General features: G+C 64.6%; 18 protein-coding genes, 2 tRNA genes and 3 pseudogenes. 18 read left to right on the top strand and 5 right to left on the bottom strand.

The annotated features are described in order from the left end of the window. Positions 1 to 88: 88 nt before the first annotated feature. The 6 genes and pseudogenes from Q5701_RS10120 to Q5701_RS23085 all read left to right on the top strand — a co-directional run. Positions 89 to 3,433: a M10 family metallopeptidase C-terminal domain-containing protein gene (locus Q5701_RS10120; protein WP_306755097.1), complete on the top strand. Its 3,345-nt coding sequence runs from the start codon at positions 89 to 91 to the stop codon at positions 3,431 to 3,433. 87 nt (positions 3,434 to 3,520) lie between these two features. Then, entirely contained in the window at positions 3,521 to 3,916 is a 396-nt protein-coding gene (locus tag Q5701_RS10115; RefSeq protein WP_306755096.1) for a hypothetical protein, read from the top strand. 221 nt (positions 3,917 to 4,137) lie between these two features. Beyond that, entirely contained in the window at positions 4,138 to 4,290 is a 153-nt protein-coding gene (locus Q5701_RS10110) for a hypothetical protein (protein WP_306755094.1), read from the top strand. Continuing rightward, a pseudogene (locus Q5701_RS10105) lies at positions 4,241 to 4,880 on the top strand (DDE-type integrase/transposase/recombinase); the annotation flags it as partial. The gene Q5701_RS10110 and the pseudogene Q5701_RS10105, both read left to right, overlap by 50 nt. A gap of 297 nt (positions 4,881 to 5,177) precedes the next feature. After that, positions 5,178 to 5,318: pseudogene (locus Q5701_RS22855) on the top strand (hypothetical protein); the annotation flags it as partial. Between the two features lie 260 nt (positions 5,319 to 5,578). Further along, positions 5,579 to 5,864: pseudogene (locus Q5701_RS23085) on the top strand (IS30 family transposase); the annotation flags it as partial. Positions 5,865 to 6,027: 163 nt separating this feature from the next. Here the strand turns inward: Q5701_RS23085 and Q5701_RS10095 are convergent. After that, positions 6,028 to 6,104, bottom strand: a tRNA-Met gene (locus tag Q5701_RS10095). A gap of 623 nt (positions 6,105 to 6,727) precedes the next feature. Between Q5701_RS10095 and Q5701_RS10090 the strand changes: the two genes are divergently transcribed. The 7 genes from Q5701_RS10090 to opgC all read left to right on the top strand — a co-directional run bounded on the left by Q5701_RS10090 (position 6,728) and on the right by opgC (position 16,968). Continuing rightward, positions 6,728 to 7,918: a 3-deoxy-D-manno-octulosonic acid transferase gene (locus Q5701_RS10090; RefSeq protein WP_306755093.1), complete on the top strand. Its 1,191-nt coding sequence runs from the start codon at positions 6,728 to 6,730 to the stop codon at positions 7,916 to 7,918. A gap of 35 nt (positions 7,919 to 7,953) precedes the next feature. Next, entirely contained in the window at positions 7,954 to 8,361 is a 408-nt protein-coding gene (locus tag Q5701_RS10085; protein WP_306755092.1) for a DUF1178 family protein, read from the top strand. Positions 8,362 to 8,463: 102 nt separating this feature from the next. Beyond that, positions 8,464 to 9,720: an aspartate kinase gene (locus Q5701_RS10080; RefSeq protein ID WP_234853797.1), complete on the top strand. Its 1,257-nt coding sequence runs from the start codon at positions 8,464 to 8,466 to the stop codon at positions 9,718 to 9,720. 62 nt (positions 9,721 to 9,782) lie between these two features. Then, positions 9,783 to 12,029: a phosphoenolpyruvate--protein phosphotransferase gene (gene ptsP / locus Q5701_RS10075; protein ID WP_306755091.1), complete on the top strand. Its 2,247-nt coding sequence runs from the start codon at positions 9,783 to 9,785 to the stop codon at positions 12,027 to 12,029. Positions 12,030 to 12,164: 135 nt separating this feature from the next. Then, complete coding sequence (locus Q5701_RS10070; protein ID WP_306755090.1) at positions 12,165 to 13,742, top strand: OpgD/OpgG family glucan biosynthesis protein; 1,578 nt, start codon at positions 12,165 to 12,167, stop codon at positions 13,740 to 13,742. Continuing rightward, a complete protein-coding gene (gene mdoH, locus Q5701_RS10065; protein ID WP_306755089.1) occupies positions 13,739 to 15,838 on the top strand; it encodes a glucans biosynthesis glucosyltransferase MdoH in 2,100 nt (699 codons plus the stop codon). The genes Q5701_RS10070 and mdoH overlap by 4 nt, the downstream gene beginning before the upstream one ends. Continuing rightward, positions 15,835 to 16,968, top strand: a complete 1,134-nt coding sequence (opgC, locus tag Q5701_RS10060) for an OpgC domain-containing protein (RefSeq protein WP_306755088.1) — start codon at positions 15,835 to 15,837, stop codon at positions 16,966 to 16,968. The genes mdoH and opgC overlap by 4 nt, the downstream gene beginning before the upstream one ends. Positions 16,969 to 16,999: 31 nt before the next feature. Here opgC and Q5701_RS10055 read toward each other — a convergent pair. Next, positions 17,000 to 17,073 (bottom strand) — tRNA-Cys (locus Q5701_RS10055). 123 nt (positions 17,074 to 17,196) lie between these two features. Between Q5701_RS10055 and Q5701_RS10050 the strand changes: the two genes are divergently transcribed. Genes Q5701_RS10050 through Q5701_RS10040 form a run of 3 tightly spaced genes read left to right on the top strand, consistent with a single transcriptional unit; the run spans position 17,197 to position 20,137 of the window. Beyond that, positions 17,197 to 17,850: a protein-L-isoaspartate O-methyltransferase family protein gene (locus Q5701_RS10050; RefSeq protein ID WP_306755087.1), complete on the top strand. Its 654-nt coding sequence runs from the start codon at positions 17,197 to 17,199 to the stop codon at positions 17,848 to 17,850. After that, positions 17,847 to 19,244, top strand: a complete 1,398-nt coding sequence (locus Q5701_RS10045; protein WP_306755086.1) for a TolC family outer membrane protein — start codon at positions 17,847 to 17,849, stop codon at positions 19,242 to 19,244. The genes Q5701_RS10050 and Q5701_RS10045 overlap by 4 nt, the downstream gene beginning before the upstream one ends. 23 nt (positions 19,245 to 19,267) lie before the next feature. Further along, positions 19,268 to 20,137 carry a hypothetical protein gene (locus Q5701_RS10040; RefSeq protein ID WP_306755085.1) on the top strand — a complete coding sequence of 290 codons (870 nt, stop codon included), beginning with the start codon at positions 19,268 to 19,270 and terminating at the stop codon, positions 20,135 to 20,137. A gap of 43 nt (positions 20,138 to 20,180) precedes the next feature. On the opposite strand, the gene Q5701_RS10035 is transcribed toward Q5701_RS10040, so the two are convergent. Continuing rightward, positions 20,181 to 20,762, bottom strand: a complete 582-nt coding sequence (locus Q5701_RS10035) for an NADPH-dependent FMN reductase (protein WP_306755084.1) — start codon at positions 20,760 to 20,762, stop codon at positions 20,181 to 20,183. A gap of 151 nt (positions 20,763 to 20,913) precedes the next feature. On the opposite strand from Q5701_RS10035, the gene cobT reads away from it, so the two are divergent. Next, positions 20,914 to 22,776, top strand: coding sequence for a cobaltochelatase subunit CobT (gene cobT / locus Q5701_RS10030; protein ID WP_306755083.1), 1,863 nt, complete (start codon positions 20,914 to 20,916; stop codon positions 22,774 to 22,776). A gap of 54 nt (positions 22,777 to 22,830) precedes the next feature. Here the strand turns inward: cobT and Q5701_RS10025 are convergent, their stop codons facing one another. Then, positions 22,831 to 23,658: an NAD-dependent epimerase/dehydratase family protein gene (locus tag Q5701_RS10025; protein ID WP_306755082.1), complete on the bottom strand. Its 828-nt coding sequence runs from the start codon at positions 23,656 to 23,658 to the stop codon at positions 22,831 to 22,833. After that, entirely contained in the window at positions 23,658 to 24,551 is an 894-nt protein-coding gene (locus Q5701_RS10020) for a glycosyltransferase (protein WP_306755081.1), read from the bottom strand. The genes Q5701_RS10025 and Q5701_RS10020 overlap by 1 nt, the downstream gene beginning before the upstream one ends. 147 nt (positions 24,552 to 24,698) lie before the next feature. On the opposite strand from Q5701_RS10020, the gene Q5701_RS10015 reads away from it, so the two are divergent. Then, positions 24,699 to 26,078: an FAD-binding oxidoreductase gene (locus Q5701_RS10015; protein ID WP_306755080.1), complete on the top strand. Its 1,380-nt coding sequence runs from the start codon at positions 24,699 to 24,701 to the stop codon at positions 26,076 to 26,078.

The following is a 26,078-nucleotide window of genomic DNA, read 5'->3' as shown; positions in this document are numbered from 1 at the left end:
GTAATACACGCAGCGCGTGCCCGAACTCCAAGGCGTCAAGCCATCCAGCACGGACCACCCACGGTTGCTGCACAGGGAGATCCAGATCATGCCGGCCACGACCGCGACCCAGAATACCGAAGAATGGTGGATCAACGACCAGACGCCCGACAATCCTTATGGGAAAAGCGAAGACTACGACGCGTTCCTGGATCACCTGGGCGCATTGGACCGCAGCCTGACGCCCACCATCGCGGCAGAACCGCTGCGGATCAACGTCCACGAACTGAACGACCATCCCGATTACAAGGCCGCCGCCGTCGGCGCCCTTGCGCTGTGGTCCTCGGTCACGCCGCTGCGGTTCGAGATCGTCGATGATGCGCGGTTCGACGCAACGACCGACTGGATGGAGGTTGTCAGCCCCGAACTGGGCGAGTTGGACGATGGCAGCGCCTATTCCGCCGACCGCTATGTCAGCATCGGCCAAAGGTTCCACGACACCGAACCGGACCTGACCGACATCGGCGGCTATGTCTTTGATTCCTTCGTTCACGAATTCGGCCATGAATTCGGCCTGAACCACCCCGGCCTGTACAATTACAGCGGTCCGGGCGGCGTGCAGATCAACTATCTGAACAACGCCACCTGGATCTATGACCGCCAGCAATACAGCGTCATGTCCTATTTCGACGGCATCGACGTGGGCGAGGAAAGCCGCTGGTCGGCCGCGACGCCCTTGACGGCTGACATTGAGGCCGTGATCCGCCGGTTCTTCTCGACCGTGGATGCGGACGGGCAGCGCACCTATCAGGCGATCGCCCTGAACACCGGCAGCAACGTTTACGGCTTCAACAGCACCGAATATGGCTATCTGTTGACACCGACGGGGACGCAGCGCGATATCGGCTTTGTCATCCATGACACGGGCGGCGACGACACCATCGACTTTTCCGGGTCAACGGCGGGAACGATCCTTGACCTGCGCGCGGGCCAGTTTTCCAGCGTGAACGGCCACAGCAACAACGTATCGATCTTTGCCGGCCACAATGCCGACCAGACCGAATACCATATCGAAAAGGGGATCGGCAGCGGGTTCGCCGACATCCTGATCGGCAATGACGGGGATAACGTGCTGGACGGGCGCGGCGGGGCCGACCGCATGGCGGGCAACGGCGGCAATGACACCTATTTCGTCGATTCCGCCGACGACATTGTCCGCGAGGACGCGGATGGCGGCAGCGACACGATCATCGTGATTGCCCATGGCCTGGACATCGGCACCGTCGCCAATGTGGAAACCATCATCTATGCAGGCGGAACCGTCCCGGACCCCCGGAATGACGGCGGGGATCCCGCAGGCAACGGCGGCCCACCCCTTTCCAGCATCCTTGTGGGCGATGGAGGCAACAACACCCTGGACGGTGGAGCGGGCGGCAACACGATCCTCGGCCTGGGCGGTGACGACCTGATCACAGGCGGGCGCGATTCCCTGGCAAGCCGCGACATCAACAACACGATCGACGTCGCGGACCTGGCGGACCAGACCGAAAGCGACGACGGCGACGACGCGCTGTATGGCGGGGATGGCAACGATACCATCTTTGGCGGCGCGGGCGACGATACGCTGGACGGGGGCAATGGCGACGACCTGCTGCTGGGCCAGGCGGGCGTCGATGTCTTCCGGGGCGGCTCGGGCAGCGATACGGTGGATTTCAGCCGGGAAAGCCCGTTCCAGTTGCTGGTCAACCTGGAAACCAACGTCGCCAGCGGCGGCACCGCATCAGGCGATACCTTCGACAGCATCGAGAACCTGATCGGATCCGATGACCGGATCGACCGCTTTGTCGGCAATTCGGCGGCCAACCATTTCCGAGGCCAGGGCGGCGGCGACTATTTCAACGGCCGTGACGGCAACGACCTGTTGGATGGCGGCAACGACGGCGACATCCTGTATGGCGAAGGCGGCGACGACACGATCATCGGCGGGGCGGGCCAGGATTACCTGGACGGCGGCGCAGGAATCGACACGGTCGTCTATGCAGGAAGCTCGGCCGCCGTCAGGATCGACCTGGCCGACGGATCCGCCCGGGGCGGCGACGCCGACGGTCCCGTGCAGATCGTCGGACGCGGCACGGTTATTCGCCACGACATCCTGGCCGGTTTCGAAAACGCGGTCGGCTCGTTCCACGACGACCACATCACCGGCAACGACGTGGCCAACGAACTGTCCGGCGGTTCGGGCGACGACACCCTGGCGGGCGGGGCGGGCGCCGATACCCTGCTGGGCGGCGCGGGGCGCGATACGGCGGATTATGCCGATGCCACGTCCGGGGTCCGCATCGACCTGGCACGCGGCGGGCCTGACGGTGATGTCTATGTCTCGATCGAAAACGGCGCTGGCTCGGGGTTCAACGACCGGATCAGCGGGAACGGCGGCGCCAATGTGCTGACCGGCCAGGGGGGCGCCGACGACCTGCGCGCCGGGAACGGCGATGACACCCTGCTGGGCGATTTCGCCCCCCAGGGCGAACCCCTGCCGCGCCCTGGCATGGGCAGCGGCCATGCCACGCTGGGACCGGACGCGACCAACGGTTCGATCGCGACGGCCTTCGACATTTCCGACAACTTCTCGCTGACCGCCGATCCCGACATCTTCGATTCCACCACGGTCCTGCATACCACCGTCAATGCCACCGGGACCGGCGAGGCCGGTTACTACAGCATCGAGTTGGCGGCGGGCACGCTGATCACCATCGACATTGACGGCATTGCCGATCCCGATGTCCATGACAGCTGGGTCAGGCTGCTGGACAGCGACGGCAACATCGTCACTGAGAACGACGATGGCGGCGGCGATCCCGGATCGACCACCAACCGCGATTCAAGCACCGTCTTCACCGTCGAAGAAACCGGAACATATTATATCGTCGAGGGAAGCTGGTCGCCCGACGCGCCCGGGAACGGCTGGTCGCCGTCGGTTCCCGAAGGTTCGACATATGAACTGAACGTGTCGGTGGAGTTCCCGCCCGAACCGGTCCAGCCCGGGATTTCCGGCAAGGATACGCTTCGAGGCGGATCGGGCAGCGACCTACTGGATGGCGGGTTGGCCGCGGACTTTCTGATCGGCGGCACGGGCGAGGATTCGTTCCGCTTCTCGACCGCGCTTGGGGATGGAAACATCGACCGCATTTCGGACTTCAACGTGGCCGACGACCTGATCCTGCTTGCAGGTGACATCTTCGACGGGATCGGCGCGCTTGGCGCCCTTGCCTTCGCGGCGTTCCGCAGCGGTCCAGGCGGTGCAGCGCAGGATGCGGACGACCGGATCCTTTATGACAGCGACAGCGGCTTTCTGTCCTATGACGCGGACGGATCGGGTCAGACGGCGGCGATCCGGTTCGCGCGGCTGGGCACGGATCTTGGCCTTTCGGCCGAAGATTTCTATGTCGTCTGAGACAACCTGGAAGGGGGCGCGACACCGCGCCCCCGTCTGCCGCGTGGTCGGGCAATCCGGCACAGCGAAAGCAATGGGGAACACAGGATGAAGCGGCTTGCCCGTCGCCGGACGATATTGTTGGCCGCCGCAACTGCGGCGATTGCGGCAACCGCCGGGGCCGATACGCCCCATCCGACCCAGATCGAAGTTGCCATCGCCTACGAAGGCGGCGGGACCATCCCGAAGGGTGAATTGGTCGTATATCTTGACGGAGCAGCCAGCGGGCCGTCCGGCGGTGCACGGACAAATGCCCAGAGCGATGGCGGATCAAGACAGATGAATGTGTTGATAGCCCTGCCCCCATCCGCAACAGGCGGTCCCCTGCCCCGGCAGATCGTTGCACGTTTGCAGCGAACGGATGGCTGGCTGATCGCGCGGGGCAGCACGCAGGTTCAGGCAGGCGCACCCGCCACCATTACCCTGCATACCGTTATGTACTAAGGACGCGCGCGGCGCACCCAAGCTTTGCTGGCATCGCGTTTTGCCTTGGCACAAAATTTACATGCGATAACTGTGGCTGCGGCTGGAGTGCCCCCTGAACTGGTCCTCCACTCGGATAGGGTTATCCCGTTCAGGAGGACCAGCAGATGGCAGGCAAGTGGGACGAACCCGAAGACATCGTTCTGAAGCTTTGACAGATTGAAGTGCTTCATGGACAAGGAATGGCGATTTCCGACGCGGTGCGGCAGATCGGCGTGACCGAGCCGATGTATTATCGCGGGCGCAAGAAGTATGGCGGCCTGAAGCGGTATCAACTCAAGCACCTACAGGATCATGACAGCACACAACCTGCTGCTGGCGCGGAAATATTCTGAGCGGCCGGAGCACATCCATGACGGCAGGATCATCGTGATGCGCTCGAACCTCCGCTGGTGCAGTGACGGCTTTGAGTTCACCCGGCTCGGAACGGCGACATCGTCCGGGACGCTTTTATCATCGATGCCCATGACCGCGAAATCATCGCGTGGAGGGCTGTGGTCAATGCCGGCATCAGCGGGTCCGACATTCGCGACATCATGCTCGAATCCGTCGAACGTCGCTTCGCCACATGTCGCGCATCTTCGGTCATTGAGATGCTGTCCGACAAGGGCTCCCCTTACATTGCGAAGGAAACGCAGATCTCCGCGCGCCAGCTCGGGCTGAAACCCTGCTTCACACCGGTGCAGAGTCCACAAAGCAATGGTATCTCACTCGCAATGTCCTCGGACCAGTGGCGGACAATGGCTCGCCCTTCGTAAAGACGCTGAAGCGCGATTACGTCCAGGTGGCACCGCTGCCGGATGCCCAGGCAGTCCTTGGATTGATCGGAAGCTGAATCGAGAATTACAACGACAACCACCCGCACTCAGGGCCGAAGATGCGCTCGCCACGCAAGTTTATCGCAGCTCAAACAGCAACCGCCTGAGGAGTGTCCGGTGAAACAAGGGCTAGACCAGGTGGACCGTGCGGAGCCTTGATGATTGCACGGGGTTGATGATGCCGGCGCCGTGCAAAAGCGTGGAGCCACTGGCCGCGGTGACGGCGCCGTCGCATGTTTGCACCAGGCACCAGTTCCTTTTATACCTTCTGGGACAAGCCTCTTGGTCAGACGAAGCGCTGATGGGGCGCGTTTGCGATCGGGTCTTGCCCCCCGCATGAAAGGCGGTGGCCCGGTCACGGCCCGGATTATCGGTGACATGGGCTTTCCCCAAAGGGCAACCATTCCGGGGAGGTCGCCCGTCAACATTGCGGACAAGTCGGCAAGCAGGACTATTGCCAGATAGCAGTCAGTCTTTCCATTGGCAATGAGGCGGGGCTTGCCGATTGCGTGGCCGCTTTGGCTTCCAGTGATCTGGTTGGATGATCCGTAACATCGGCAAAAAGCAAAGATGCCAGACGAGATTGCTTTCCAAACCGAGCCTGGAGATGGCGATCGATCAGATCTGCGCCGCGCCCGCTGCACAAACGCCGATGTGTGGAAGACCTTCCCATGGCGCGAGGACAGCAACGTCGATCTGACATCACGCTTTGCTGCCGTGCACCTGCGGGTCGCGTCCCGACACTGTAGCCTCACCCAGCCGCGACCATCAAATACGAAAAGAACTCCCTGCGGGCCTATGTCGCCCCCTGCCTGCCGACGCGCGGCGCTCGATCACCTTTGACCGCAGCCTAGAGTTCGTGGCCTGGCGCGAGCTGGAAACCGGCCTTAGCACGAAAGCGTGGTTCTGCGACGCGCAAGCCGTGGCAAAGGGGCTCGGTCGAGAACATGAACAGGCGGCTCCGTCGCTGCCTGCCCCGGGACACTGCTGTGTCGCAGCTGACACCTCGTTCGATGAGGATGATGTGTCAGCGGTTGAACGCTACGCCCCGAAAGTGCCTGGGCTACCGAACACCCACCGAACCGTTTTGAGACGAACTGATACGACTGGAGGCACCATGACAAACCCTGCCTCGAAGGAATGGTGCATTCAGAATGGAGAGTGCAGCGCAAAGCAGACCCCCCAATCCTGAAAGACGCGGACATGCCAAAGCCCCGGCGTCTATCCGGGGCTTGTGTCATTTTAGGCGTGGTTTGGTTGCGGGGGCAGGATTTGAACCTGCGGCCTTCAGGTTATGAGCCTGACGAGCTACCGGGCTGCTCTACCCCGCGGCAGGGTTGTCGGTGTCGGTTTTTTCATCGTTTTTCAGGGAGATGAGCGATAAGTGCCCACTGTGTGTCGGTCAAGGTCGTGCGGATCAAGGTTGCCTCCCATTTGGCAGCCTTGAATCAGCCAGCGATCAGTTTGGAAATCCTCAAACGTCAACACGCCCTAGTTGTCGATTGGTTGGAACTGGACCCTGTCAATTCTTCTGTGTCTTAAACCTACTTATAGAAAACAAGTGCTTGCGTATTATGTGACGAAAACTTTAAATCAGAAGGTGTAGAATTATTTATATTTCTACCTATAATAGAACATGGTAGCTGACTGATTAATTCGAAATTCAAGTGCTGTAACCAGAAGAAAAGGTGGTTGAACCGCTTGTCCAACCACCTGTCCCAGGACCGAAATAGGTTATCCCTGATCCTTAGAAAATCCCCGTAAGATACAGGATCACGATCACGACGACCGGGACGCCCAGCCACCAGGCGACAAGTCCTTTCATGGAAACCTCCTGAATTTGCTTACTTGCAATGCCAACGTCGCGCCTTACCCTGGGTTCCGCAGGAAAGTGCAGGCTTCATGACCCTTGGCCTATCCGCTATAGCAGCCCCAGAGTCGCCAGCGGTTTTCCATGATCCATCGTGCCACTGCCCATGTCCTCGAAGCCTCGCTGCGCCTGCGCGCCTTAGTCGGCGCGTCCGCGGCATTGCGGCAACGGTTGGCTTTGGAACCGGCGGGACAGGCTGACATCTGGATCCACGGCGCGTCGGTCGGGGAATTGACCTCGGCCCGTCCGGTGATCGCGGCCCTGGCGCAAACACATCGGGTCCTGGTGACGGCCAACAGCATCACCGGGCGGGACATGGCGGCAGGCTGGGGGATGAAGGCGCGTCTGGCCCCGCTGGACGTGCCGGGGGCGTTGGAACGGTTCCTGGATGGGGTGCGGCCGAGCTTGCAGATCACGGTTGAATCCGAATTCTGGCCCTTGCGGTCGCAGGCTTTGGCGGCCCGGGGGATTGCGCAGGCAATGATTGGCGCACGCTTGTCGCAACGGTCGGCCGGACGTTGGGGGCGTGTTCCGCGCCTGATCGGGCCGGTCCTGGGGCGGATTGCGGCCCTGTCGGCACAGGACGCCGGCAGCGAAGCGCGGCTGCGCGCGCTTGGCCTGCCTGACCGGGCCATCCTGCCGCGTCTGGATTTGAAGCTGCTGACCCCGGCCGGCGTCGTGGCGCCCGCGCCCAGCCCCGCACGCGACCGGACCTGGCTTGCCGCCTCGACCCATGAAGGAGAGGAGGCGGCGGTGGTGGATGCCTGGTTGCAAGCGCGGCGGCATTGTCCCGACCTGCGGCTGATCCTGGCCATTCGCCACCCACCGCGCGGGGACGAGGTGGCAGGCCTGCTGGCGCGGCATGGCATCGCCTTTGATCGTCGCTCGCAGGGCGGCGTGGGCGGCGACGTGCTGCTGGCCGATACGCTTGGAGAGATGGATCGCTGGTATGCGGCGTCGGGCCTGTGTCTTGTCGGCGGTTCGCTGACCGACCGGGGCGGCCATACACCTTGGGAGCCTGCGGCCCATGGCTGTGCCATTTTGCACGGCCCCCATGTCGGCAATTTCCGCGATGCCTATGCCGCCCTGGAAGGATCAGGGGGCGCCTTGTGCGTCGATGCAGCATCCCTGGCCGGTCAGGTGATCCGGCTGGCAGGCGATCCGGCGCAGGCCCGGCGGATGGGCCAGGCGGCCCGCACCGTGCTGGACGATCGCGCGGGCGACCCGGCGGCCTTGATTGCGCATCTGCGGGAACTTGCGGGGACGCCGCGCTGACCCGATATAGGCAGGGAAGGGAAAGGTTCGTATCAATGATCCGCTATGCTTTGCGCTGTGACCAGGGCCATAATTTCGACGGCTGGTTCCGTTCCTCCGACGCGTTCGAGACGACGCGGGCGGCGGGTCATGTCGCCTGCACGCTTTGCGGATCGGCAAAGGTCGAAAAGTCGCTGATGGCCCCCTCGGTCCCGGCGCCTGAAAAGGCCGCGCCCGCCATGACCCCGGCCGAGGCCGCGCTGCACGCCCTGCGCCAGCAGGTCGAGGCGAACAGCGATTATGTCGGCCTGAAGTTCGCCGACGAGGCCCGCGCCATGCACGAAGGCCGCACCCCGGGCCGTGCCATCCACGGCGAGGCGAGGATCGAGGACGCCCGCAAGCTGGTCGAGGATGGCGTGCCGGTGGCACCCTTGCCCTTTATCCCGCGCCAGAAGGCCAACTGACCGCCACAACGATCGCCGTTATCCCCTTTCCGCCCTTGCGGTTTCGGCCCCCGGCCCATAAAAGCCGCGCCGAACAGGCAACCCCCAGGTCGGAGGCCCGCGATGCCGCTTCTGGTGATGAAATTTGGCGGAACATCCGTGGCCGATCTTGACCGGATCAAGAACGCCGCCACCAAGGTCCAGCGAGAGGTCGAGCGCGGCTATGACGTGATCGTCATCGTCAGCGCCATGTCCGGCAAGACCAACGAACTGGTGGGCTGGGTCGAACAAACCTCGCCCTTGTTCGATGCGCGCGAATACGACGCGGTGGTCAGCTCGGGCGAGAATGTGACAGCCGGGCTGATGGCGCTGACGCTTCAGGAAATGGGCGTGCCCGCGCGCAGCTGGCAGGGCTGGCAGGTGCCGATCAACACCACTGCCGCCCATTCGGCGGCGCGATTCGTGGATATCCCGCGCGCCAACATCGACGCAAAGTTTGCCGAAGGCTTCAAGGTCGCGGTGGTCGCGGGCTTCCAGGGGCTTGGTCCCGACGGACGCATCACCACGCTGGGCCGGGGCGGGTCGGACACGACCGCCGTGGCCTTTGCCGCAGCCTTCGCCGCCGAGCGTTGCGACATCTATACCGACGTGGACGGGGTTTATACGACCGACCCCCGCATCACCTCGAAGGCCCGCAAGCTGGAAAAGATCGCCTTCGAGGAGATGCTGGAACTGGCGTCCCTGGGCGCAAAGGTTCTGCAGACCCGTTCGGTCGAACTGGCGATGCGCTTCAAGGTGCGGCTGCGCGTGTTATCCTCGTTCGAGGACACGGACGAGACATCAGGCACCCTGGTCTGCGATGAGGGAGAAATCATGGAATCGAAAGTCGTCAGCGGCGTCGCCTATTCGCGCGACGAGGCAAAGATCACCCTGGTCACGGTCGAGGATCGCCCCGGCATTTCCGCCGCCATCTTCGCGCCCTTGGCCGATGCGGGCGTGAATGTGGACATGATCGTCCAGAACATTTCCGAAAAGGATTACGACGATCACCCCGGTTCGGTCACGGACATGACCTTTTCCGTTCCCATCAACCAGGTGGAACGCGCCAAGCGCGCGATGGAAGACGCCAAGTCGGCGGGCACCATCGCCTATGACGAACTGGTTGTCGACACCGAGGTCGCCAAGGTCAGCGTCGTCGGCATCGGGATGCGCAGCCATGCGGGCGTCGCGGCGCGGATGTTCAAGGCGCTTGCCGATGAAAACGTCAACATCAAGGTCATCTCCACCAGCGAGATCAAGATTTCGGTGCTGATCGACCGCAAATATATGGAATTGGCCGTGCAGGCGCTGCATGATGCCTTTGGCCTGGAAGCGGCCTGATATCTTCCCATGGCGTGCCGTATGGCATCTGCGGGCAAAAGCAAGGCAGGGCAAGGCAGGCAATGCAAGACCGCAAGGACAGCGATTCACGCAAGCTGTTGCAACGGTTGAAGGGGATCCTGGGCGCCCCCGGCGGCGGCCAGGACCGGCTTGACCAGATCACCCATCACATCGCCGATTCGATGGGAACGCAGGTCTGCTCGATCTATCTGTTCCGCGATCCGAATACCCTGGAACTGTGCGCGACCGAAGGGCTGCGCCCCGAATCCGTCCACCGCACCCGCCTGCGCCTGGGCGAGGGACTGGTGGGGCGCGTGGCCCGCACCGGGCGTTACATCAATACTGCCGATGCGCCCTCTGAACCCGGTTTCCGCTTCATGCCCGAGACCGGCGAGGAAGTGTTTCCCAGCTTTCTGGGCGTGCCGATCCAGCGGGTGGGTGAACGGCTGGGCGTGCTGATCGTCCAGTGCCGCGAAGCGCGGCTGTTTTCCGAAGACGAAATCTATGGCCTGGAAGTCGTGGCCATGGTCTTGGCCGAGATGACCGAACTGGGCGCCTTCCAGGGCAGCCAAGCCGACAGCCTGCCCTCCAAGCACCGCTTTCCGCTGATGATCCGGGGGGCCACCGGGCAGGAAGGCGCCGCCGAGGGCCGTGTCTGGCTGCACGAGGCGCGCGTGGTCGTGACCAATCCCGTGGGCGACGATCCCGACCGCGAAAGCGCGCGCCTGTACGAAGGCGTGGCCATGCTGCGCAGCACTGTCGATACGATGGTCGCCGCCGCCGAAATGGGGGGCGAGGGTGAACACGCCGCCGTGCTGGAAACCTATCGGATGTTTGCCCATTCGCGCAGCTGGCTCAAGCGGATGGAGGAGGACATCCAGCTTGGCCTGTCCGCCGAGGCTGCGGTGGAAAAGGAACAATCCGCCGCCCGCGCCAGGCTGGAAATGTCCGCCGATCCTTACCTGCGCGACCGCCTGCACGATCTGGATGACCTGTCCAACCGCCTTTTGCGGATCCTGACGGGGCAGGGGACCAATACCGGGGCCGAGATGCCCGACAACCCGATCCTGGTCGCCCGCAACATCGGTCCCGCCGAGTTGCTGGAATACGGCCGGCGCCTGAAGGGCGTTGTGCTGGAAGAAGGCTCGGTCGGCAGCCATGCGGCCATCGTCGCCCGCGCCCTGGCCATTCCGCTTGTCATCCACGCCCCCCGCATCACGACCGAGGCGCTGAACGGCGACACGATCATGATCGACGGCGACCAGGGGATTGTCCACCTGCGCCCCGAGGAAAGCGTCTACAAGGCGTTTCTCGACAAGATCGCCATGCAGGCCGAGGCGCAGAACCGCTATGCCAGCCTGCGCGGCCTGCCCGCGACAGGCACTTGCGGCACCACCGTCCAGCTTTACATGAACGCGGGCCTGATGGCCGACCTGCCGTCCCTCGCCGGGTCGGGGGCCGAGGGCGTGGGCCTGTTCCGCACCGAATTGCAGTTCCTGATCCGCAACCACGTGCCCCGCCGGGGCGAGCTGGCAGAATTGTATCGCCGCGTCATGGACAATGCCCAGGGCAAGCCGGTGATGTTCCGCACCCTGGACATCGGGTCTGACAAGGTCCTGCCCTATATGAAGCCGCAGGACGAACCGAACCCGGCGATGGGCTGGCGCGCGATCCGCGTGGGCCTGGACAAGCGCGGCGTGCTGCGGATGCAGTTGCAGGCCCTGATCCGCGCATCGGTGGGGCGGCCCCTTCATGTCATGTTCCCGTTCGTCGCCGATATCGGCGAATACGAGGCGGCGTATAAGATCCTGATGCAGGAACTGTCGCGCGAACAGCGGGTGGGCCATCCGATGCCCACCGACATTCGCGTGGGCGCCATGCTGGAAACGCCGTCGCTGGCCTTTGCGCCGAAGAAATTCTTCGAGATGTGCGATTTCATCTCGGTCGGCGGGAACGACCTGAAGCAGTTCTTCTTTGCCGCCGACCGGGAAAACGAACGGGTGCGGCGGCGTTACGATACCCTCAGCTCGTCGTTCCTGCTGCTTCTGCGCCAGATCATCGCGCGCTGCGAGGATGCGCGCGTGCCCTTGTCCTTTTGCGGCGAAGACGCGGGCCGCCCGGTCGAGGCGCTGACCTTTGCCGCCCTGGGCATCCCGCGCCTGTCCATGCGCCCGGCCTCCATCGGTCCGGTCAAGCATCTGATCCGCCGGGTGTCGCTGACCGACCTGCGCAAGCTGATCGACGACCGACTGGATTCGGGCCAGGCGAACCTGCGCGGTCCCATCACCGCCTGGCTGGCGCAGCAATAGGCGGAAAGCCGCGAAATCAGGCAATGCCTGGCCCATTCGGGCAACCCGGCCTGGGCGGCCCATGTTCGGCTTGTGCCTTGCTGTGGCGGTGCAACACCCTTATGATGAAACGGTTTTTGGCAACCATCACCCGATATGAAACGCCGTCATTTTCTCAACGCAGCGACCGCCCTGGCGGCAGGAGGGGTGCTTGTCGCCGGTCCTGCGGGGGCGCAGACAGCAACGGACGAGGCGGCGCCAGCCGGGACGGGAACCGACACCCCCCCGCCCGCGCCGCCCACAACCTTTGGATTCGAGGAAGTCGCGTCGCTGGCGGCGGAACGCGCCACGCGCGTTTACGAACAGCCGGTAGCCGAGCAGGTGGGCAGCTTCGCCAACCTGACCTATGACCAGTATCGCGCCATCCGCTTTCGCCGTGACCGCGATCCTTTCGCTGGCAATCCGCAGTTTGGCATGGATTTGCTGCCGCCGGGCGCGATCTTCTATGAGCCGGTCAATATCAGCGTCGTGCGCGACGGCGTGCCGCACCGGCTGGACTTCGATCCCTCGATGCTGGAATTCGACCCGTCCCAGTTTCCCGATGGCGCGGACCTGCAGAACAAGGGGCAGATGGGATGGTCCGGCTTTCGGCTGCGCACGATCCTGAACCGGCCCGGTGTGATGGACGAATTCCTGGTCTTCCAGGGCGCGACCTATTTCCGCGCCGTGGCACGCGGCACGATCTATGGCCTGTCGGCACGCGGGCTGGCCATCAAGACCGGCAGCCCGGACGGCGAGGAATTTCCGCTGTTCACCGATTTCTGGATCCAGGAACCGACCGACGGGTCGGGCTGGGTGCGCATCTATGCGGCCCTGGACAGCAAGTCCGTGGCCGGGGCCTTTCAGTTCGACGTCAATCCGGGCGCGGTGACGTCCGTGCGTACCCGGGTGGCGCTGTTCCCGCGCGTCGATCTGCAAAACACCGGGCTGGCGCCCTTGACCTCGATGTTTTGGTTCGGACCGGCCAGCCGCCGCGAGGTGGACGATTACCGCCCCGCCGTTCATGACAGCGACGGCTTGCAGATGCATACCGGCGCGGGCCAGGCCTTGTGGCGAACCCTTGGCGCCCACAAGACCTTGCAGATTTCGTCCTTTGTGGACAACAATCCGCGCGGCTTTGGCCTTGTGCAGCGCAGCCGCGATTTCGATGACTACCAGGATCCCGAGGCGCTGTATCATCTGCGCCCCTCGGCCTGGATCGAACCCGAGGGCAACTGGGGCGAGGGCGAGGTGCGGCTGGTCGAAATCCCGGTCGAGAACGAGTTCAACGACAACATCGTCAGTTGCTGGGTGCCCAAGGAGCCGCTGGAAAAGGACAAGCGCCACGAATTCCAGTATCGCCTGATCTTCGCGCCCCTGCCGGCAAACGACCTGCCCCTGGCCAAGGTGCGCCAGGTCCGCAGCGGGCGGTCGATCAATTCGCCGTCCCTGCGCAGCGTCATCGTGGATTTCGACCTGTCGCTGTTTTCCGATGCCATGCCGGAATCCCAGGTCACCACCTCGGTCGGGACCATTGTCCATGCCTATCTGAAGCCCCTGGTCGACCAGGGCGTGCTGCGCCTGGCCTTCGAGTTTGAACCCGGAGACGCCACGCTGGCCGATTTGCAGGCGGTGCTGACCAGCCCCGAAGGGGTGGCCCAGAGCGAAACCTGGCTGGCGCGCTGGACCGCATGAGCCTGGCCGATCCGCGTTCCGCAAACCTGGCGCAAAGGCCCGCAACCCCGCCCGAATCGCCGCTGGCCATGCCGGTGCAGGATTTCGGCGCACGACCCCGTCCGGCCTTTCCCCGCCTGCGTAACGGCTGGCACGTCTGGATGGCGCGGCTGGTGGCCTTTGGCGGCGCGGCGGCAGCGGCCGTTGTCGGGTTTCAGCAGATGCTGCGCAGCTTCGGGGACGACCCGACGCCCATGCAATGGGCGCTGCTGGTGTTGTTCGTGCCGACATTCGCCTGGGTCGGTTTCTCGTTCTGCAACGTGCTGGCCGGGCTGTTCGCATCCCGGCTGGTGACGCCCCAGGGACCGAACGGCGCACGCGTTGCTGTCGTGATGCCCATCTATCACGAGGATGCGCAGAAAAGCATCGGCCTGCTGACCGCCCTGGCCCGAGAGCTGGACCGGGAAGGAATGGCCGACCGGACCGAGATCTTCGTGCTGTCCGACAGCCGCGATCCGGTGATCGCCGTGAACGAGACGCTGGTGATCGACGCGGCGCGCAAGATGTCGCCCCTGCCGATCTGGTATCGCCGCCGCATCACCAACGAGGATCGCAAGACCGGCAATATCGGCGACTTTGTGCGCCGCTGGGGCGGGCGCTATGACCAGATGGTCGTTCTGGACGCCGACAGCATCATGACGGGCGCCACGATCCGCGAACTGTCTGCCCGCATGAACGCCGATCCCCGGCTGGCGCTGATCCAGACCATGCCGATCCTGGTCGGGGGCGAGACGATCTTTGCCCGCCTGACGCAATTCGCGGGCCGTGTTTACGGTCCGATGATCGCGCGCGGCGTATCGGCCTGGTCGGGCGACACCGGCAATTTCTGGGGCCACAACGCCATCATCCGCATGACGGCCTTTGCGGGGGCCTGCGGTCTGCCCCGCCTGCCGGGCAAGCCGCCCTTCGGGGGGACCATCCTGTCCCATGATTTCGTGGAAGCCGCCGCCCTGTGCCGGGCAGGCTGGAAGGTCCGTCTGGACCATGACCTGCGCGGCAGCTTCGAGGGTTGCCCTCCCACGCTGCTGGACATGGCCGCGCGCGAACGCCGCTGGGCGCAGGGCAACCTGCAACATTCCCGCCTGTTCGGGATGCGCGGCGCCCGTGCCGTCACGCTGGCGCATTTCGCCATCGGCATCCTGGGATTCGCCATGAGCCCCCTGTGGCTGGCCCTGATCCTGGTGGGCCTGGTCCTGTCGGCCACGGTGCTTTTGTCCACGCCGGAATATTTCCCGACCGCTTATCAGTTGTTCCCCGACTGGCCGGTCTTCGACGCGCAGCGGATGCTGTGGCTATTCGTGGCCGCCATGGCGCTGCTGCTGCTGCCCAAGCTGATCGCCACCTTTCGCGCATGGTCGCGGCCCCTGGCGCGCAATTCGGGCGGGCCGGTGCGGATCTTCGCCAGTTCCCTGTTCGAGATCCTGTTGTCCGCCCTGATCGCCCCCGTGCAGATGCTGATCCAGACACGGCAAATTTATGAAATCCTGCGGGGTCGCGACAGCGGCTGGAACGCGCAGGTCCGCGCCGGATCCATGCCCGACTGGAACGTGGTGATCGCGCGGCATTGGGTCCATGTGGGACTAGGCCTCGGCACGCTGATCGTCCTGGCGCAGTTTTCGCCCGCGCAACTGATCTGGCTGTCGCCGATCCTTGCGGGCCTGATCCTGTCGCCCGTCACCTCGCGCTATTCCGCAAGCCCGATCTTTGGCCGCTGGGCGCGGATGCGGGGGCTGCTGGTCACGCCCGAAGAACGCGATCCCCCCGCCATCCTGTCAGACGCCAGTGCCGTCGTGCGTGCGATGCCCCGCCCCTTGGGGGACGCGGCAGGGCTGCTGCATTTCGGTGCCCAGCCCGATCAGATCGACCGCCATATCGCGCTGCTGCCCGAAAACCCCGACCTGCCGGAAGACAAGCGCCTTGCCCGGATCACCGCCGGGGCCAAGATCGCCCATGCCCGGACTCGGGCGCAGGCGCTGGAATATCTGACCCGCGACGAAACCGATGCCCTGGTATCAGACCCGGACCTGTTGCGACAGTGGAGCGTCCTTTCCTCATGAAGCGGCTGATCGCCCTGGATATGCTGCGCGGTTACGCGTTGGTCTGCATCATGCTGGACCATATGCCCCTTTCGGAACTGCGGTGGTTCACCCTGGCCAATTTCGCGATCTTCGACGCGGCGGAACTGTTCGTCCTGTTGTCGGGCTTCCTGGTCGGCATGGTGTGGCTGTCGGTTGAAACGAAACAAGGCCGCCGCGCCGCGCAATGGCGTTTCGCCCGCCGCGCCTTCGAGGTTTGGCGTGCCCTAGTCTTTGGGGGGATGCTGATGGCCGTGGTCTCGGCCGGCTTGCTGGCGCTCGACATGGACCACACCGCGATCTGGCACCAGTATGCCGTCTGGGTTCTGGAAAACCCGATCGGATTTTTTGGCGTGCTGGCAAGCATGTGGTTGCAGCCCAACCTGCTGGACGTGCTGGCCGTGTATGTGATCCTGCTGGCCTCGGTTCCGTTCCTGGTGCCAGTGTTGCTGCGCTATCCGATCAGCTTTGCCGCCGGATCCTTTGTCCTGTGGTGCTTTGCCCCGGTGCTGAACGCCTTTGTGCCCAACCACCGCCTTGGCGGGCTGCTGTTCAACCCTTTCGGCTGGCAGATGCTGTTCTTTTCCGGCATCGCCATGGGCCTGTTCCGCAAGCAGGTCATTCCCGTCCTGATGCCGCATCGCCGGCTGCTGACGATCCTGTCGGCGGGGATGTTCGCCTTTGGCAGCGCCATCGTCATCGCCGCCAAGTTCGGCGAACCCGCATTGCCCATCCGCGACGCGCTGCGCCTCGTCTATGGCGGAGAGATCGGCAAATGGGATCTGGACGGCACCCGTTTCCTGGCGATCATGGGCGCAAGCTGGCTGGTCGCCGTGCCCCTGGCCCGCGTGATGGAACGTCTGGCGGCCAGCCGCTTGGGCGTTGCGCTGCAACAGATCGGCCGGGGCGGGCTGTTTTCCTTCCTGGCCTGCGTGCTGCTGTCGGTTCTGGGCGATGCCTTCCAGATGAACCCCCTGGATCAGGGCATCCTTCGGCGCATGGCGGTCGATGTCTGGGCCATGGTCGCGCTGTGGTGGATTTCCGCCTTGTGGCTGACCTATGGCACGCCTTGGCAATTGTCCGTGCGCTTCCGGCGCGAAGCCAAGGGCTGACGCGCAGTCGCTGCAAAGCTGGGGAAGACCTTGGAGGCGGGTACCGGAATCGAACCGGTCTTCACGGATTTGCAATCCGCTGCGTAACCTCTCCGCCAACCCGCCGCTGACAAGGTTTTCATGCCATAATGGATCGGCAGGGCGCTTGCAAGACGGGAACGTGCGGCGTTGCGGGAGTCCCGGAATCGTGGCAATAAGCCTCAAAGCAGCTCGCAGAGGTTCCCAAAGATGAGCGATTTCGCCGCGCGGCGCACCACGATGGTGGATACGCAGGTTCGCCCCAGTGATGTCACCAAGTTCCCCGTGATCGAGGCCATGCTGGCGGTCCCGATGGAAGATTTCGTCCCCCCTTCGCGCCGGGCCGTTGCCTATTCGGGCGAGAACCTGGACCTGGGCGGGGGCCGCGTGCTGCTGGAACCGCGCACCTTGGGCAAGATGATCGACATGCTGGACCTGCAGCCGGGCGACCTGGTCCTGGATCTGGGCTGCGGCTTTGGCTACTCCGCTGCGGTCCTGGCCCGTCTGGTCCAGACCGTTGTCGCGATCGAGGACAACGCCGACATGGCCGCCGAGGCCGAGCGGCGTTTGTCCGAGGCGGGCGTTTTCAACGTCGCGGTCCTGAACGCGCCCTTGAACGAAGGGGCGCCCCGGCAAGCCCCGTACGACGCCATCCTGATCAACGGCGGCGTCGAGGACGTGCCCGAGGCGATCCTGTCCCAGTTGAAGGAAGGCGGCCGCATCGCTGCGCTTTTCGTCGAAGGGGCCCTTGGCGTTGTCAGGATCGGACATTTCTTGAACAGCCGTATCATCTGGCGTTATGCCTTCAATGCGGGCGCGCCGTTGCTGCCCGGCTTTGAACGGGTGCGGAGCTTTTCGCTATGAGGGGGCTTCGTTCGCTTGCCGCGATCACCGCCGCCGGGCTGTTGGGCTTTGGCGGGCAGGCGGCGGTCGCCGAATCGCTGGCCGACACGATGGTCGCGGCCTATCGCCATTCCGCGCTGATCGAACAGAACCGCGCGGTGCTGCGTGCCGCCGACGAGGATGTCGCGACCGCCATCGCCGCGCTGCGTCCGATTGTCGACTGGTCGGCCAGCCATACGGTCAGCCGCGATGAAGGGCTGTCGGACTATGCCACGACGCGCTCGACCTCGCTGCAGATCGGTGCGCAGATGCTGCTTTACGATTGGGGCCGGTCGCAACTGGCCATCGACGCGGCCAAGGAACAGGTGCTGGCGGCCCGCCAAGGCTTGGTCGTGGTCGAACAGGATGTCTTGCGGGATGCGACGTTTGCCTTTTTCGACATCAAGCAGGCGACCGAGCGTGTGGCCTTGCAGCAGAATTCGGTCGAGGTTCTGAGCCGCGAACGTCAGGCGGCGCAGGACCGTTTCGACGTGGGCGAGATCACCGTGACCGATGTGGCCTTGGCAGATGCGCAGTTGGCCGAGACGCAGGCCAGCCTTGCCTCTGCCCAAGGGGATCTGGAGATTGCGCGCGAAAGCTATCTGGCGGTAACTGGGCGGCTTCCGTCGGGTCTGACCGCGCCCCCGCCATTGCCCAGGCTGCCTGCTTCGCTCAGTGAAGCGCGGGCCATCGGACAGCGTAGTCACCCGCTGATCGGTCAAGCGCAGCGTCAGGCCGCCGCCGCCGAACTGGGGGTGGCCCAGGCTGCGGCCGAACGCAATCCGGTGCTGTCGGGAAACGTCGCGGCGGGGGTAAGCCGCCGCCCGCAGCAGTTGACGGGGGAGTACGACAATCGCAACAGCGCCTCAGTCGGCTTGGAGTTGAGCCAAACGTTATACTCCGGGGGTCGCTTGCCTGCGCAGCATCGCCGGGCAATGGCATTCCGCGATCAGGCGCGGTCTAACCTGCTGAACGTCGCGCGTCAGATCAGTCAGCTGGTAGGGGAATCCTGGGCCAATATCGACGTTTCCCGCGCCCAGATTCGCGCCATCGACGAACAAATCTCGGCCGCCGAGCAGGCCTATAACGGCGTGCGCGAGGAGGCCGCGCTTGGCGCGCGGACCACATTGGACGTGCTGGATGCGGAACAGTCGCTGCTGGAAGCGCGGGCCGACAAGATTACGGCGGAAGCCAACCTCCAGTTAGCACATTATCAACTTCTGGCTGCTATGGGTCGTCTTACGGTAGAACACCTGAACCTGGGGATTCCGACCTATGACCCTTCGCAATACTACAACGCCGTGCGCGATGCGCCTTACACCAGCAAACAGGGCGAAAGCCTTGACCGCGTGTTGCGCGCGATCGGGCGCGACTGATGCCCTGAACGGCGGGGGGCACCATGGCTGACCCCCGCTTTTCCCAGAACGCCGCCCGCCTGTCCGAGGATATCGGCGATGTCCTGACCGCCATCCGCCGCATGATCGCCGACGATGACGCGCTTTCCTCAGCGCGCGACAGCATCCAGGCCGAACGCAATGGTTTGGTCCAGGACGATGCCGGGGAATTCCTGGCCCGCCGTTACGGCGGCAATGCCGCCTTGGCACGGCAAATGGTCGAAACGGCAGCCCGGCCGGTTCCGGCGGCGGCTGCCCGTGAACCCGAACCGGCCCCTCCCGTTCCGCAATTCATCCTTCGGGCCAGACCCGAGGCGGCGCCTGCGGCCAGTGTTTCTCCGCTGTGGCTTGGGGCCGAACGGCGGGTCGATGAACCCGAGGCGCCAAAGGCATCCGGCTGGCGGGCCTGGTTGCGCCCCGAGGCGCGCGAAGCCCTGCCGCAGGTCCAACCCGATCCTGTTCCTGCGGCCGCAAACCTTGCGGGGCCGGTCCAGGATTTCGCAGACGATGCCGATGATTTCGCAGAGGCTTTCGACTGGAAGGCCCGGATGCGTCCCGAACTGGAGGAACCGGCCCCCGCCGCCTCGGCCGAGGCGAAACCGGTCGAACAACGCCTGTCCGGCTGGGCCTTGCCGCCTGAACCGGCTTCGGTCGATACCGTCGCCCGCCTTGCCGCCGAGGCTGACGCCTTTGCCGCCGAACAGCAGGCCCAGGCCGCGGCGAGCGACGAAGAACTAGGCATCCGCGATCTGCTGCGCGAGATGGTGCAGGAAGAATTGAATGGCGAATTGGGCGAACGCTTCTCGGCCAATCTGCGCGCGGTGATCCGCCGAGAAATCGCAGCCGCCATCGACGCCCACTTGGATCGCTTCTGATCCCATCGGGCAGCGTCCCTCGCGGATGCTGCCCGGCGATGGTTCAGCCCCGGGCGGTCTGCAGGGTCTTTGCCCACCAGGCGAGTTCGTCCAGCATGGCGTTCAGCGAGCCTTCCAGATGGGCTTCTATCTCGCTCATCGGGGCGTCCGACCCCAAGGGGGATACCTTGAAGAAGTCGCCCCCGCCGATATGGACGGCGTTGCGCAGCGGCACCATCTGAAGCTCGATCCCGATCAGGCGCAGATGCTCCAGCGCCCGCGCCCCGCCCAGGCTGCCATAGGCGAGCGCCGCGAACGGCTTGCGGTTCCATTTCTTGTAGGCCTGGTCCAGCGCATTCTTCAGCGCCCCCGTGATGGACCGGTTATATTCGGCGACAACAAAGACGAAGCCGTCGAAGCCCGCCAGCTTTTCCTGCCATGCCACCGCATTCGGATCGCTCGACGGCATCCACAGGTTCGATGCAGGCTCGTTGAAGAAGGGCAGGTTCTGGTCGCGCAGGTCGATCAGGTCAAACTCCAGGTCGGGGTGATCCTTGACCTTGTCCATCAGCCAGGCGGCAGGCTTGTCGGCAAAACGCGTGTCGCGGGTGGAACTGATAATCACGCCGATGCGGGGTTTGGTCATGTCCGTCGTCCTTTCAGTGGATGGCATGGCCAGACTAACGTCATTTCAGGGCCGGTGGTCAGCCTTTTCCGCAAGCCGGTCCGCACAGCCTGTCCTGCATTCGCGCACAACGGTCTTGATCGGGACGCTTGGCGGTGGTCTATCAATCCCTATGAAAAAGTCCGACAACCCCGCCGATCCCTTCAAGAAGGCCTTGTCCGAGGCGACCCGCGCTCTGGCCGACGACCGGGAACTGAACGTGACCTTCAGCGCCGATCCATCCGGCGTGGCGGGCGATACGATGCGCCTGCCGCAGGTCAGCCGCCGCATGGGCCGGGACGAGGTCTTGCAGGCGCGCGGCACCGCCGATGCCCTGGCGATGCGGATGCGCCACCACGACGCGGCGACCCATTCGCGCTTTGCCCCGGCCGGGCCGATGGCGAGAGAGCTTTACGAGGCCATGGAAACCGCCCGCTGCGAGGCGCTTGGCGCGCGCGATATGCCGGGCGCCTTGTCCAACATCGACGCCCGCCTTGGCGCGGATGCCGACAAGAAGGGCTATGGCCAGATCAAGGCGCCCGCCGATGCGCCCCTGGCGGTGGCGGCAGGCTATATCGTGCGCCAGGCGGCGACAGGCCGCGCCCTGCCTTCCGGTGCGCAGCACGTTGCAGATCTGTGGCGGCCGTTCGTCGAACAGCAGGCGGGTGGATCTCTGGCCCATGTGAACGAGGTGCTGGCCGACCAGGCGGCATTTTCACGCCTGTCCCGGCAGGTGATCAGCGATCTGGGCTATGCGGACCAGTTGGGCGACGATCCCGACCAGCCCGAAGACGACGACGCCGACGAGAATGCCGAACAGGACGAGGAAGCGGGCGACAACCAGTCTCGCGACCAGGACGACAGCGAGGATGCCGAAGCCTCGCCCGAGCAATCCCAGGAGCAGCAGCAGGACGAACGGCAGGCCCAGGTCAGCATGGACGACCAGTCCGACGACCAGTTGACCGACGAGGCCGAGATGCCCGAGTCGGAAACCCCGCCCGACCTGCCGCCTCCGGTCAGCGATGCAAGTGCGGATTACAAGGTCTTTGCCCAGGCTTGGGACGAGGAAATCAGGGCCGAGGATCTGGCGGATCCTGCCGAACTGGAACGGTTGCGCGCCTATCTGGACAAGCAGCTTGAACCCTTGCGGGGCGCCGTGTCGCGGCTGGCCAACAAGCTGCAGCGCCGCCTTCAGGCCCAGCAGAACCGCAGTTGGGAATTCGACAAGGAAGAAGGCGTGCTGGATGCCGGGCGCCTGGCGCGTGTCGTGGCAAACCCGACCACGCCGTTGTCCTTCAAGGTGGAAAAGGATACCGAGTTCCGCGATACGGTGGTGACGCTGCTGATCGACAATTCCGGGTCCATGCGCGGGCGTCCCATCAGTATCGCCGCCATCTGCGCAGACGTTCTGGCCCGCACCCTGGAGCGGTGCAGCGTCAAGGTGGAAATCCTGGGCTTTACCACCCGTGCCTGGAAGGGCGGCCAATCGCGCGAAGCCTGGTTGCAGGCAGGCCGTCCCGCCCAGCCCGGGCGCCTGAACGATCTGCGCCACATCATCTACAAGCCCGCCGATGCGCCTTGGCGGCGGGTGCGCCCGAATCTGGGGCTGATGATGAAGGAAGGGTTGCTCAAGGAAAACATCGACGGCGAGGCCCTGGAATGGGCGCACAGGCGGTTGGTGCGGAGATCCGAAGTGCGCAAGATCCTGATGGTGATTTCCGACGGCGCGCCGGTCGACGATTCGACCCTTTCGGTCAATCCGGCGAACTATCTGGAAAAGCACCTGCGCGACGTGATCGCCATGGTGGAAAAGCGGCGCATGGTCGAACTGTTGGCGATCGGCATCGGCCATGATGTGACGCGGTATTACGAACGCGCGGTCACGATCACCGATGCCGACCAGTTGGCGGGCGCAATCACCGAGCAACTGGCGGCGCTGTTCGACGCCGATCCGCGCAAGCGGGCGCGGGTGTTGGGAATGGCTCGTCGCGCCTGATGCGTCCCGCCGTGGCAGGGGGCCGTCTGCCCCCTGCGGACGCCTGATGGCGTCCTACCCCCGAGGATACTTTTCTGAAGAAGACAGCAGCAGGGGCAGGGTGGCGCGCAGTTTCGCCATCCCGCCGGGCCGCCAGCCAAGCGCCTCTAGCCGGTCACAGGTCTGGATGCGCAGGGCTGCCGGATCCGCACGGGAAGGCAAGGGATGCGGGCAGCCGGTCAAGGTCCGGATTTCGGCCAGCAGGTCGTGGCGATCCAGGATCAGATCGCTGCAATTCACCTGCTGAGGGGGCTCCGGCTGGCCCAGGAGCAGCAGGATCGCGGCGGCAAGGTCGTCGCCGTGAACCTCGGTGGCGACGCGGGGCTGGATGGGGCGGCCTGCCAGATAGTCGGTGAGCAGGTCGCTCCATTTGCCAGAATGGCCGTAAACGCCGGTTGCGCGGATCGCTGTGCCCGAAAGGGGAAGGCCGGCGAGGTAATCCTCGGCATCCGCCTTGACCTGACCATACAGGTTGGCGGGCCGGGCGGGCAGGTCGTCGGGCAGGGGGGTGCCAGGGGGATGCCCGTCATGGGCCGCACGCGAGGATAGAAAGACGATGCGTCCCACGCGGCCGCGAACAGCCGCATCGAACAGGCGACAGGTGCCGTCCCGGTTCAGGCGCAGGAAACCGTCGGGATCGTCCCCTTCGCCGCCGCGATACCGGCCGGGGGCGTGGGCAAAGGCGCAATGGATCAGCGCATCATGGCCTGTCAGGTGGGGGGCATCGCCCAGGCGAAAGCCGTTGCTGCGATCCAGCCGCGTGACTGTGTGGCCTGCCCCCCGGGCTGCGCGCAGGACAAAGTCGCCGACGATACCCGATGCGCCGGTCAGCGCGATGCGCATCAGGCCGCCGGGCGGACCTGGGTGGCCAGGTCGGGAACGGGCTGGCCTTCGGCAATGGCGCGCCACAACTCGATCAAGGGGCGCAGCAGATGGGTTTTGTCGTGATCCTGCCACGGTTTCTCATATTGGAAATGCAGGATGCGGATGTCCTCCCAGCTCCACAGTTCGGGCATGTTCATCCAGACATATTGCAGCATGTTGTGATGGATCGACAGGCCGTGCCAGTCAGGGAAATAGTCCTGCAGGAAGGTCTGATCCGTCCGCCGCCAGAAAACCCCCGGCCGGTCCAGGTGCGCCATCATCGCCTGAAAGGTGCGGGCGTCGGGACGCGCGGTGAACACGCCCGAGTTCATGCGGTGGAACCCGTCCAGCCCGTCATAGACGTTGGGTGCGGCGCAGAACTCCGGCAGGTCGAACAGCTTTTCCACCGGGCGCAGCACCACGGCATCGGCGTCGATGAAGACGCAGCGGTCATAATCAAGCTGCCACAGCCGCAGCTTGACGAAGTTGTCCAGCGGCGTGTGGAAATCGGGCTTGCCGCCCTGGGTAAAGGCCGCGCGCGCGTGCAGCGCATCGCGGGCATGGGTGCGGTCGAAGCTGTCCGACGTGGGCAGCAGGTCAGCCGCGATCAGCCGGGCGCCATGCGCGCGCAGCCGCGCCAGATGGGCGGGACCCAGACCCCTGTGCATCACCACCAGATCGGCCCGCGTGCCTGTCAGCTTCAGCGACCGCAACAGCGCCTCGGCCCCCGGCAGATAGTCGGAATTGGTCACAAGCGTGACATAGGCCCGGTCCGATCGGGCCGCCGTTTCGGCGTGCAGGCCATCCGGCAGGGCATCGTACCTGCCCTGCGGCGGGGTGGGATAGAGCGGGGAAATCCGGTTTCTGTCCATGGGCGATCCTGGGAAGTCCGAAACATTGGCAACGGCGGCAGATGCGACGATATGGCGTTTTTGTAAACCGTTGATGACAGAACGCGGCAAGGTTTGCCAAGTTTCATCTTGGCGCTAACCTGTTGGCAACAACCAAGGGAATGATCCATGAGCCTGCCTGCCGAATTTTCCGACCGCTTGCGCGGCATCCTTGGCACGCGCCTGTCCGAGGCAGCGGCAGACCGCGACCATCATGCGCAGTCCGAAGCCTTTCACCGCTCGCCCCCGCCCGATGCCGTGGCCTGGCCCCAAAACGCCGAGGAGGTGGCGGCGATCCTGGCGGCCTGCAACGATGCCCGTGTTCCGGTGATCGCCTGGGGCACCGGCACCTCGCTGGAGGGTCACGCCTTGCCGGTCCGGGGCGGCATCAGCCTGGATCTGTCGCGCATGGACAAGGTGGTCGAGGTTCGGCCCGAGGATATGCAGGCCAGCGTCCAGCCCGGCGTCACGCGCGAGGCGCTGAATACCGAACTGCGCGCGACCGGGCTGTTCTTCCCGGTGGATCCGGGTGCCAATGCCAGCCTGGGCGGGATGGCCGCGACGCGGGCCAGCGGCACAACGGCGGTGCGGTATGGCACGATGCGCGACAATGTGCTGGCCTTGCAGGTGGTGCTGGCGGACGGTCGGATCATCCGCACCGGCACGCGGGCCGCGAAATCCAGCGCGGGCTATGACCTGACCGGGCTGTTTGTCGGGTCCGAGGGCACGCTGGGCGTGATCACCGAACTGACCCTGCGGCTGCATGGCCAGCCCGAGGAGGTCGCGGCCGCTGTCTGCGCCTTTGACAGCCTGGATCACGCGGTCGAATGCGTCAGCGCGACGATCCAGTCGGGCATCCCCATGGCGCGGATCGAATTCGTCGATGCGGCCTCGGCCCGTGCCTTCAACCAGCATTCGGGCAGCAGTCTGCCGGAAAAACCGCATCTCATGATCGAATTCCATGGATCGCCCGGTTCTGTCCGCGAGGATGCGGCCCGATTTGGGGACATTGCCGCCGAATTCGGCGCCGAAGGGTTCGCCTGGGCCACCACCGCCGAGGATCGCGCCCGGTTGTGGCGGATGCGGCACGGCGCCTATCATGCCTGCCTGGCGCTGCGGCCCGGCGCCTCGGGGCTGATCACGGATGTCTGCGTGCCGATGTCGCACCTTCCTGCCGCCGTTCATGCCGCAGCCGCCGATATTGCGGCCGAAGGTCTGGTCGGTCCGATCCTGGGCCATGTGGGCGACGGCAACTTCCATTCGCTGCTGCTGGTCGATCCCGCCGATGCCGACGAGATGGCCGCCGCCAAGCGCGTCGCCATTCGCATGGCCGAACGCGCTCTTGCCGTGGGGGGCACGATCAGCGGCGAACATGGCGTGGGCATCGGCAAGCGGGGACTGATGGCCGCCCAGCATGGCGAGGGCTGGGGCGTGATGGGGCAGATCAAGGCGGCACTTGATCCCCACGACATCCTGAACCCTGGAAAGCTGGTGCCGGACCGGAACTAG

The sequence above is a fragment of the Paracoccus actinidiae genome (assembly GCF_030863885.1).
Classification (GTDB): Bacteria; Pseudomonadota; Alphaproteobacteria; order Rhodobacterales; family Rhodobacteraceae; genus Paracoccus; species Paracoccus everestensis.
Note: the sequence above shows the minus strand (reverse complement) of the source record. Positions and strands in the feature narration are given on the sequence as shown.

Coding starts and splice junctions, on each gene's coding strand:
- Q5701_RS10080 (WP_234853797.1), top strand. CDS start 8,464: ATGCCGCTTCTGGTGATGAAATTTGGCGGAACATCCGTGGCCGATCTT.
- Q5701_RS10115 (WP_306755096.1), top strand. CDS start 3,521: ATGAAGCGGCTTGCCCGTCGCCGGACGATATTGTTGGCCGCCGCAACT.
- Q5701_RS10025 (WP_306755082.1), bottom strand. CDS start 23,658: ATGCGCATCGCGCTGACCGGCGCATCGGGTATCGTCGGCGACTTTGTC.
- mdoH (WP_306755089.1), top strand. CDS start 13,739: ATGAGCCTGGCCGATCCGCGTTCCGCAAACCTGGCGCAAAGGCCCGCA.
- Q5701_RS10015 (WP_306755080.1), top strand. CDS start 24,699: ATGAGCCTGCCTGCCGAATTTTCCGACCGCTTGCGCGGCATCCTTGGC.
- Q5701_RS10090 (WP_306755093.1), top strand. CDS start 6,728: ATGATCCATCGTGCCACTGCCCATGTCCTCGAAGCCTCGCTGCGCCTG.
- Q5701_RS10035 (WP_306755084.1), bottom strand. CDS start 20,762: ATGACCAAACCCCGCATCGGCGTGATTATCAGTTCCACCCGCGACACG.
- Q5701_RS10045 (WP_306755086.1), top strand. CDS start 17,847: ATGAGGGGGCTTCGTTCGCTTGCCGCGATCACCGCCGCCGGGCTGTTG.
- Q5701_RS10110 (WP_306755094.1), top strand. CDS start 4,138: ATGGCGATTTCCGACGCGGTGCGGCAGATCGGCGTGACCGAGCCGATG.
- Q5701_RS10120 (WP_306755097.1), top strand. CDS start 89: ATGCCGGCCACGACCGCGACCCAGAATACCGAAGAATGGTGGATCAAC.
- Q5701_RS10050 (WP_306755087.1), top strand. CDS start 17,197: ATGAGCGATTTCGCCGCGCGGCGCACCACGATGGTGGATACGCAGGTT.
- Q5701_RS10020 (WP_306755081.1), bottom strand. CDS start 24,551: ATGGACAGAAACCGGATTTCCCCGCTCTATCCCACCCCGCCGCAGGGC.
- opgC (WP_306755088.1), top strand. CDS start 15,835: ATGAAGCGGCTGATCGCCCTGGATATGCTGCGCGGTTACGCGTTGGTC.
- cobT (WP_306755083.1), top strand. CDS start 20,914: ATGAAAAAGTCCGACAACCCCGCCGATCCCTTCAAGAAGGCCTTGTCC.
- ptsP (WP_306755091.1), top strand. CDS start 9,783: ATGCAAGACCGCAAGGACAGCGATTCACGCAAGCTGTTGCAACGGTTG.
- Q5701_RS10070 (WP_306755090.1), top strand. CDS start 12,165: ATGAAACGCCGTCATTTTCTCAACGCAGCGACCGCCCTGGCGGCAGGA.
- Q5701_RS10085 (WP_306755092.1), top strand. CDS start 7,954: ATGATCCGCTATGCTTTGCGCTGTGACCAGGGCCATAATTTCGACGGC.
- Q5701_RS10040 (WP_306755085.1), top strand. CDS start 19,268: ATGGCTGACCCCCGCTTTTCCCAGAACGCCGCCCGCCTGTCCGAGGAT.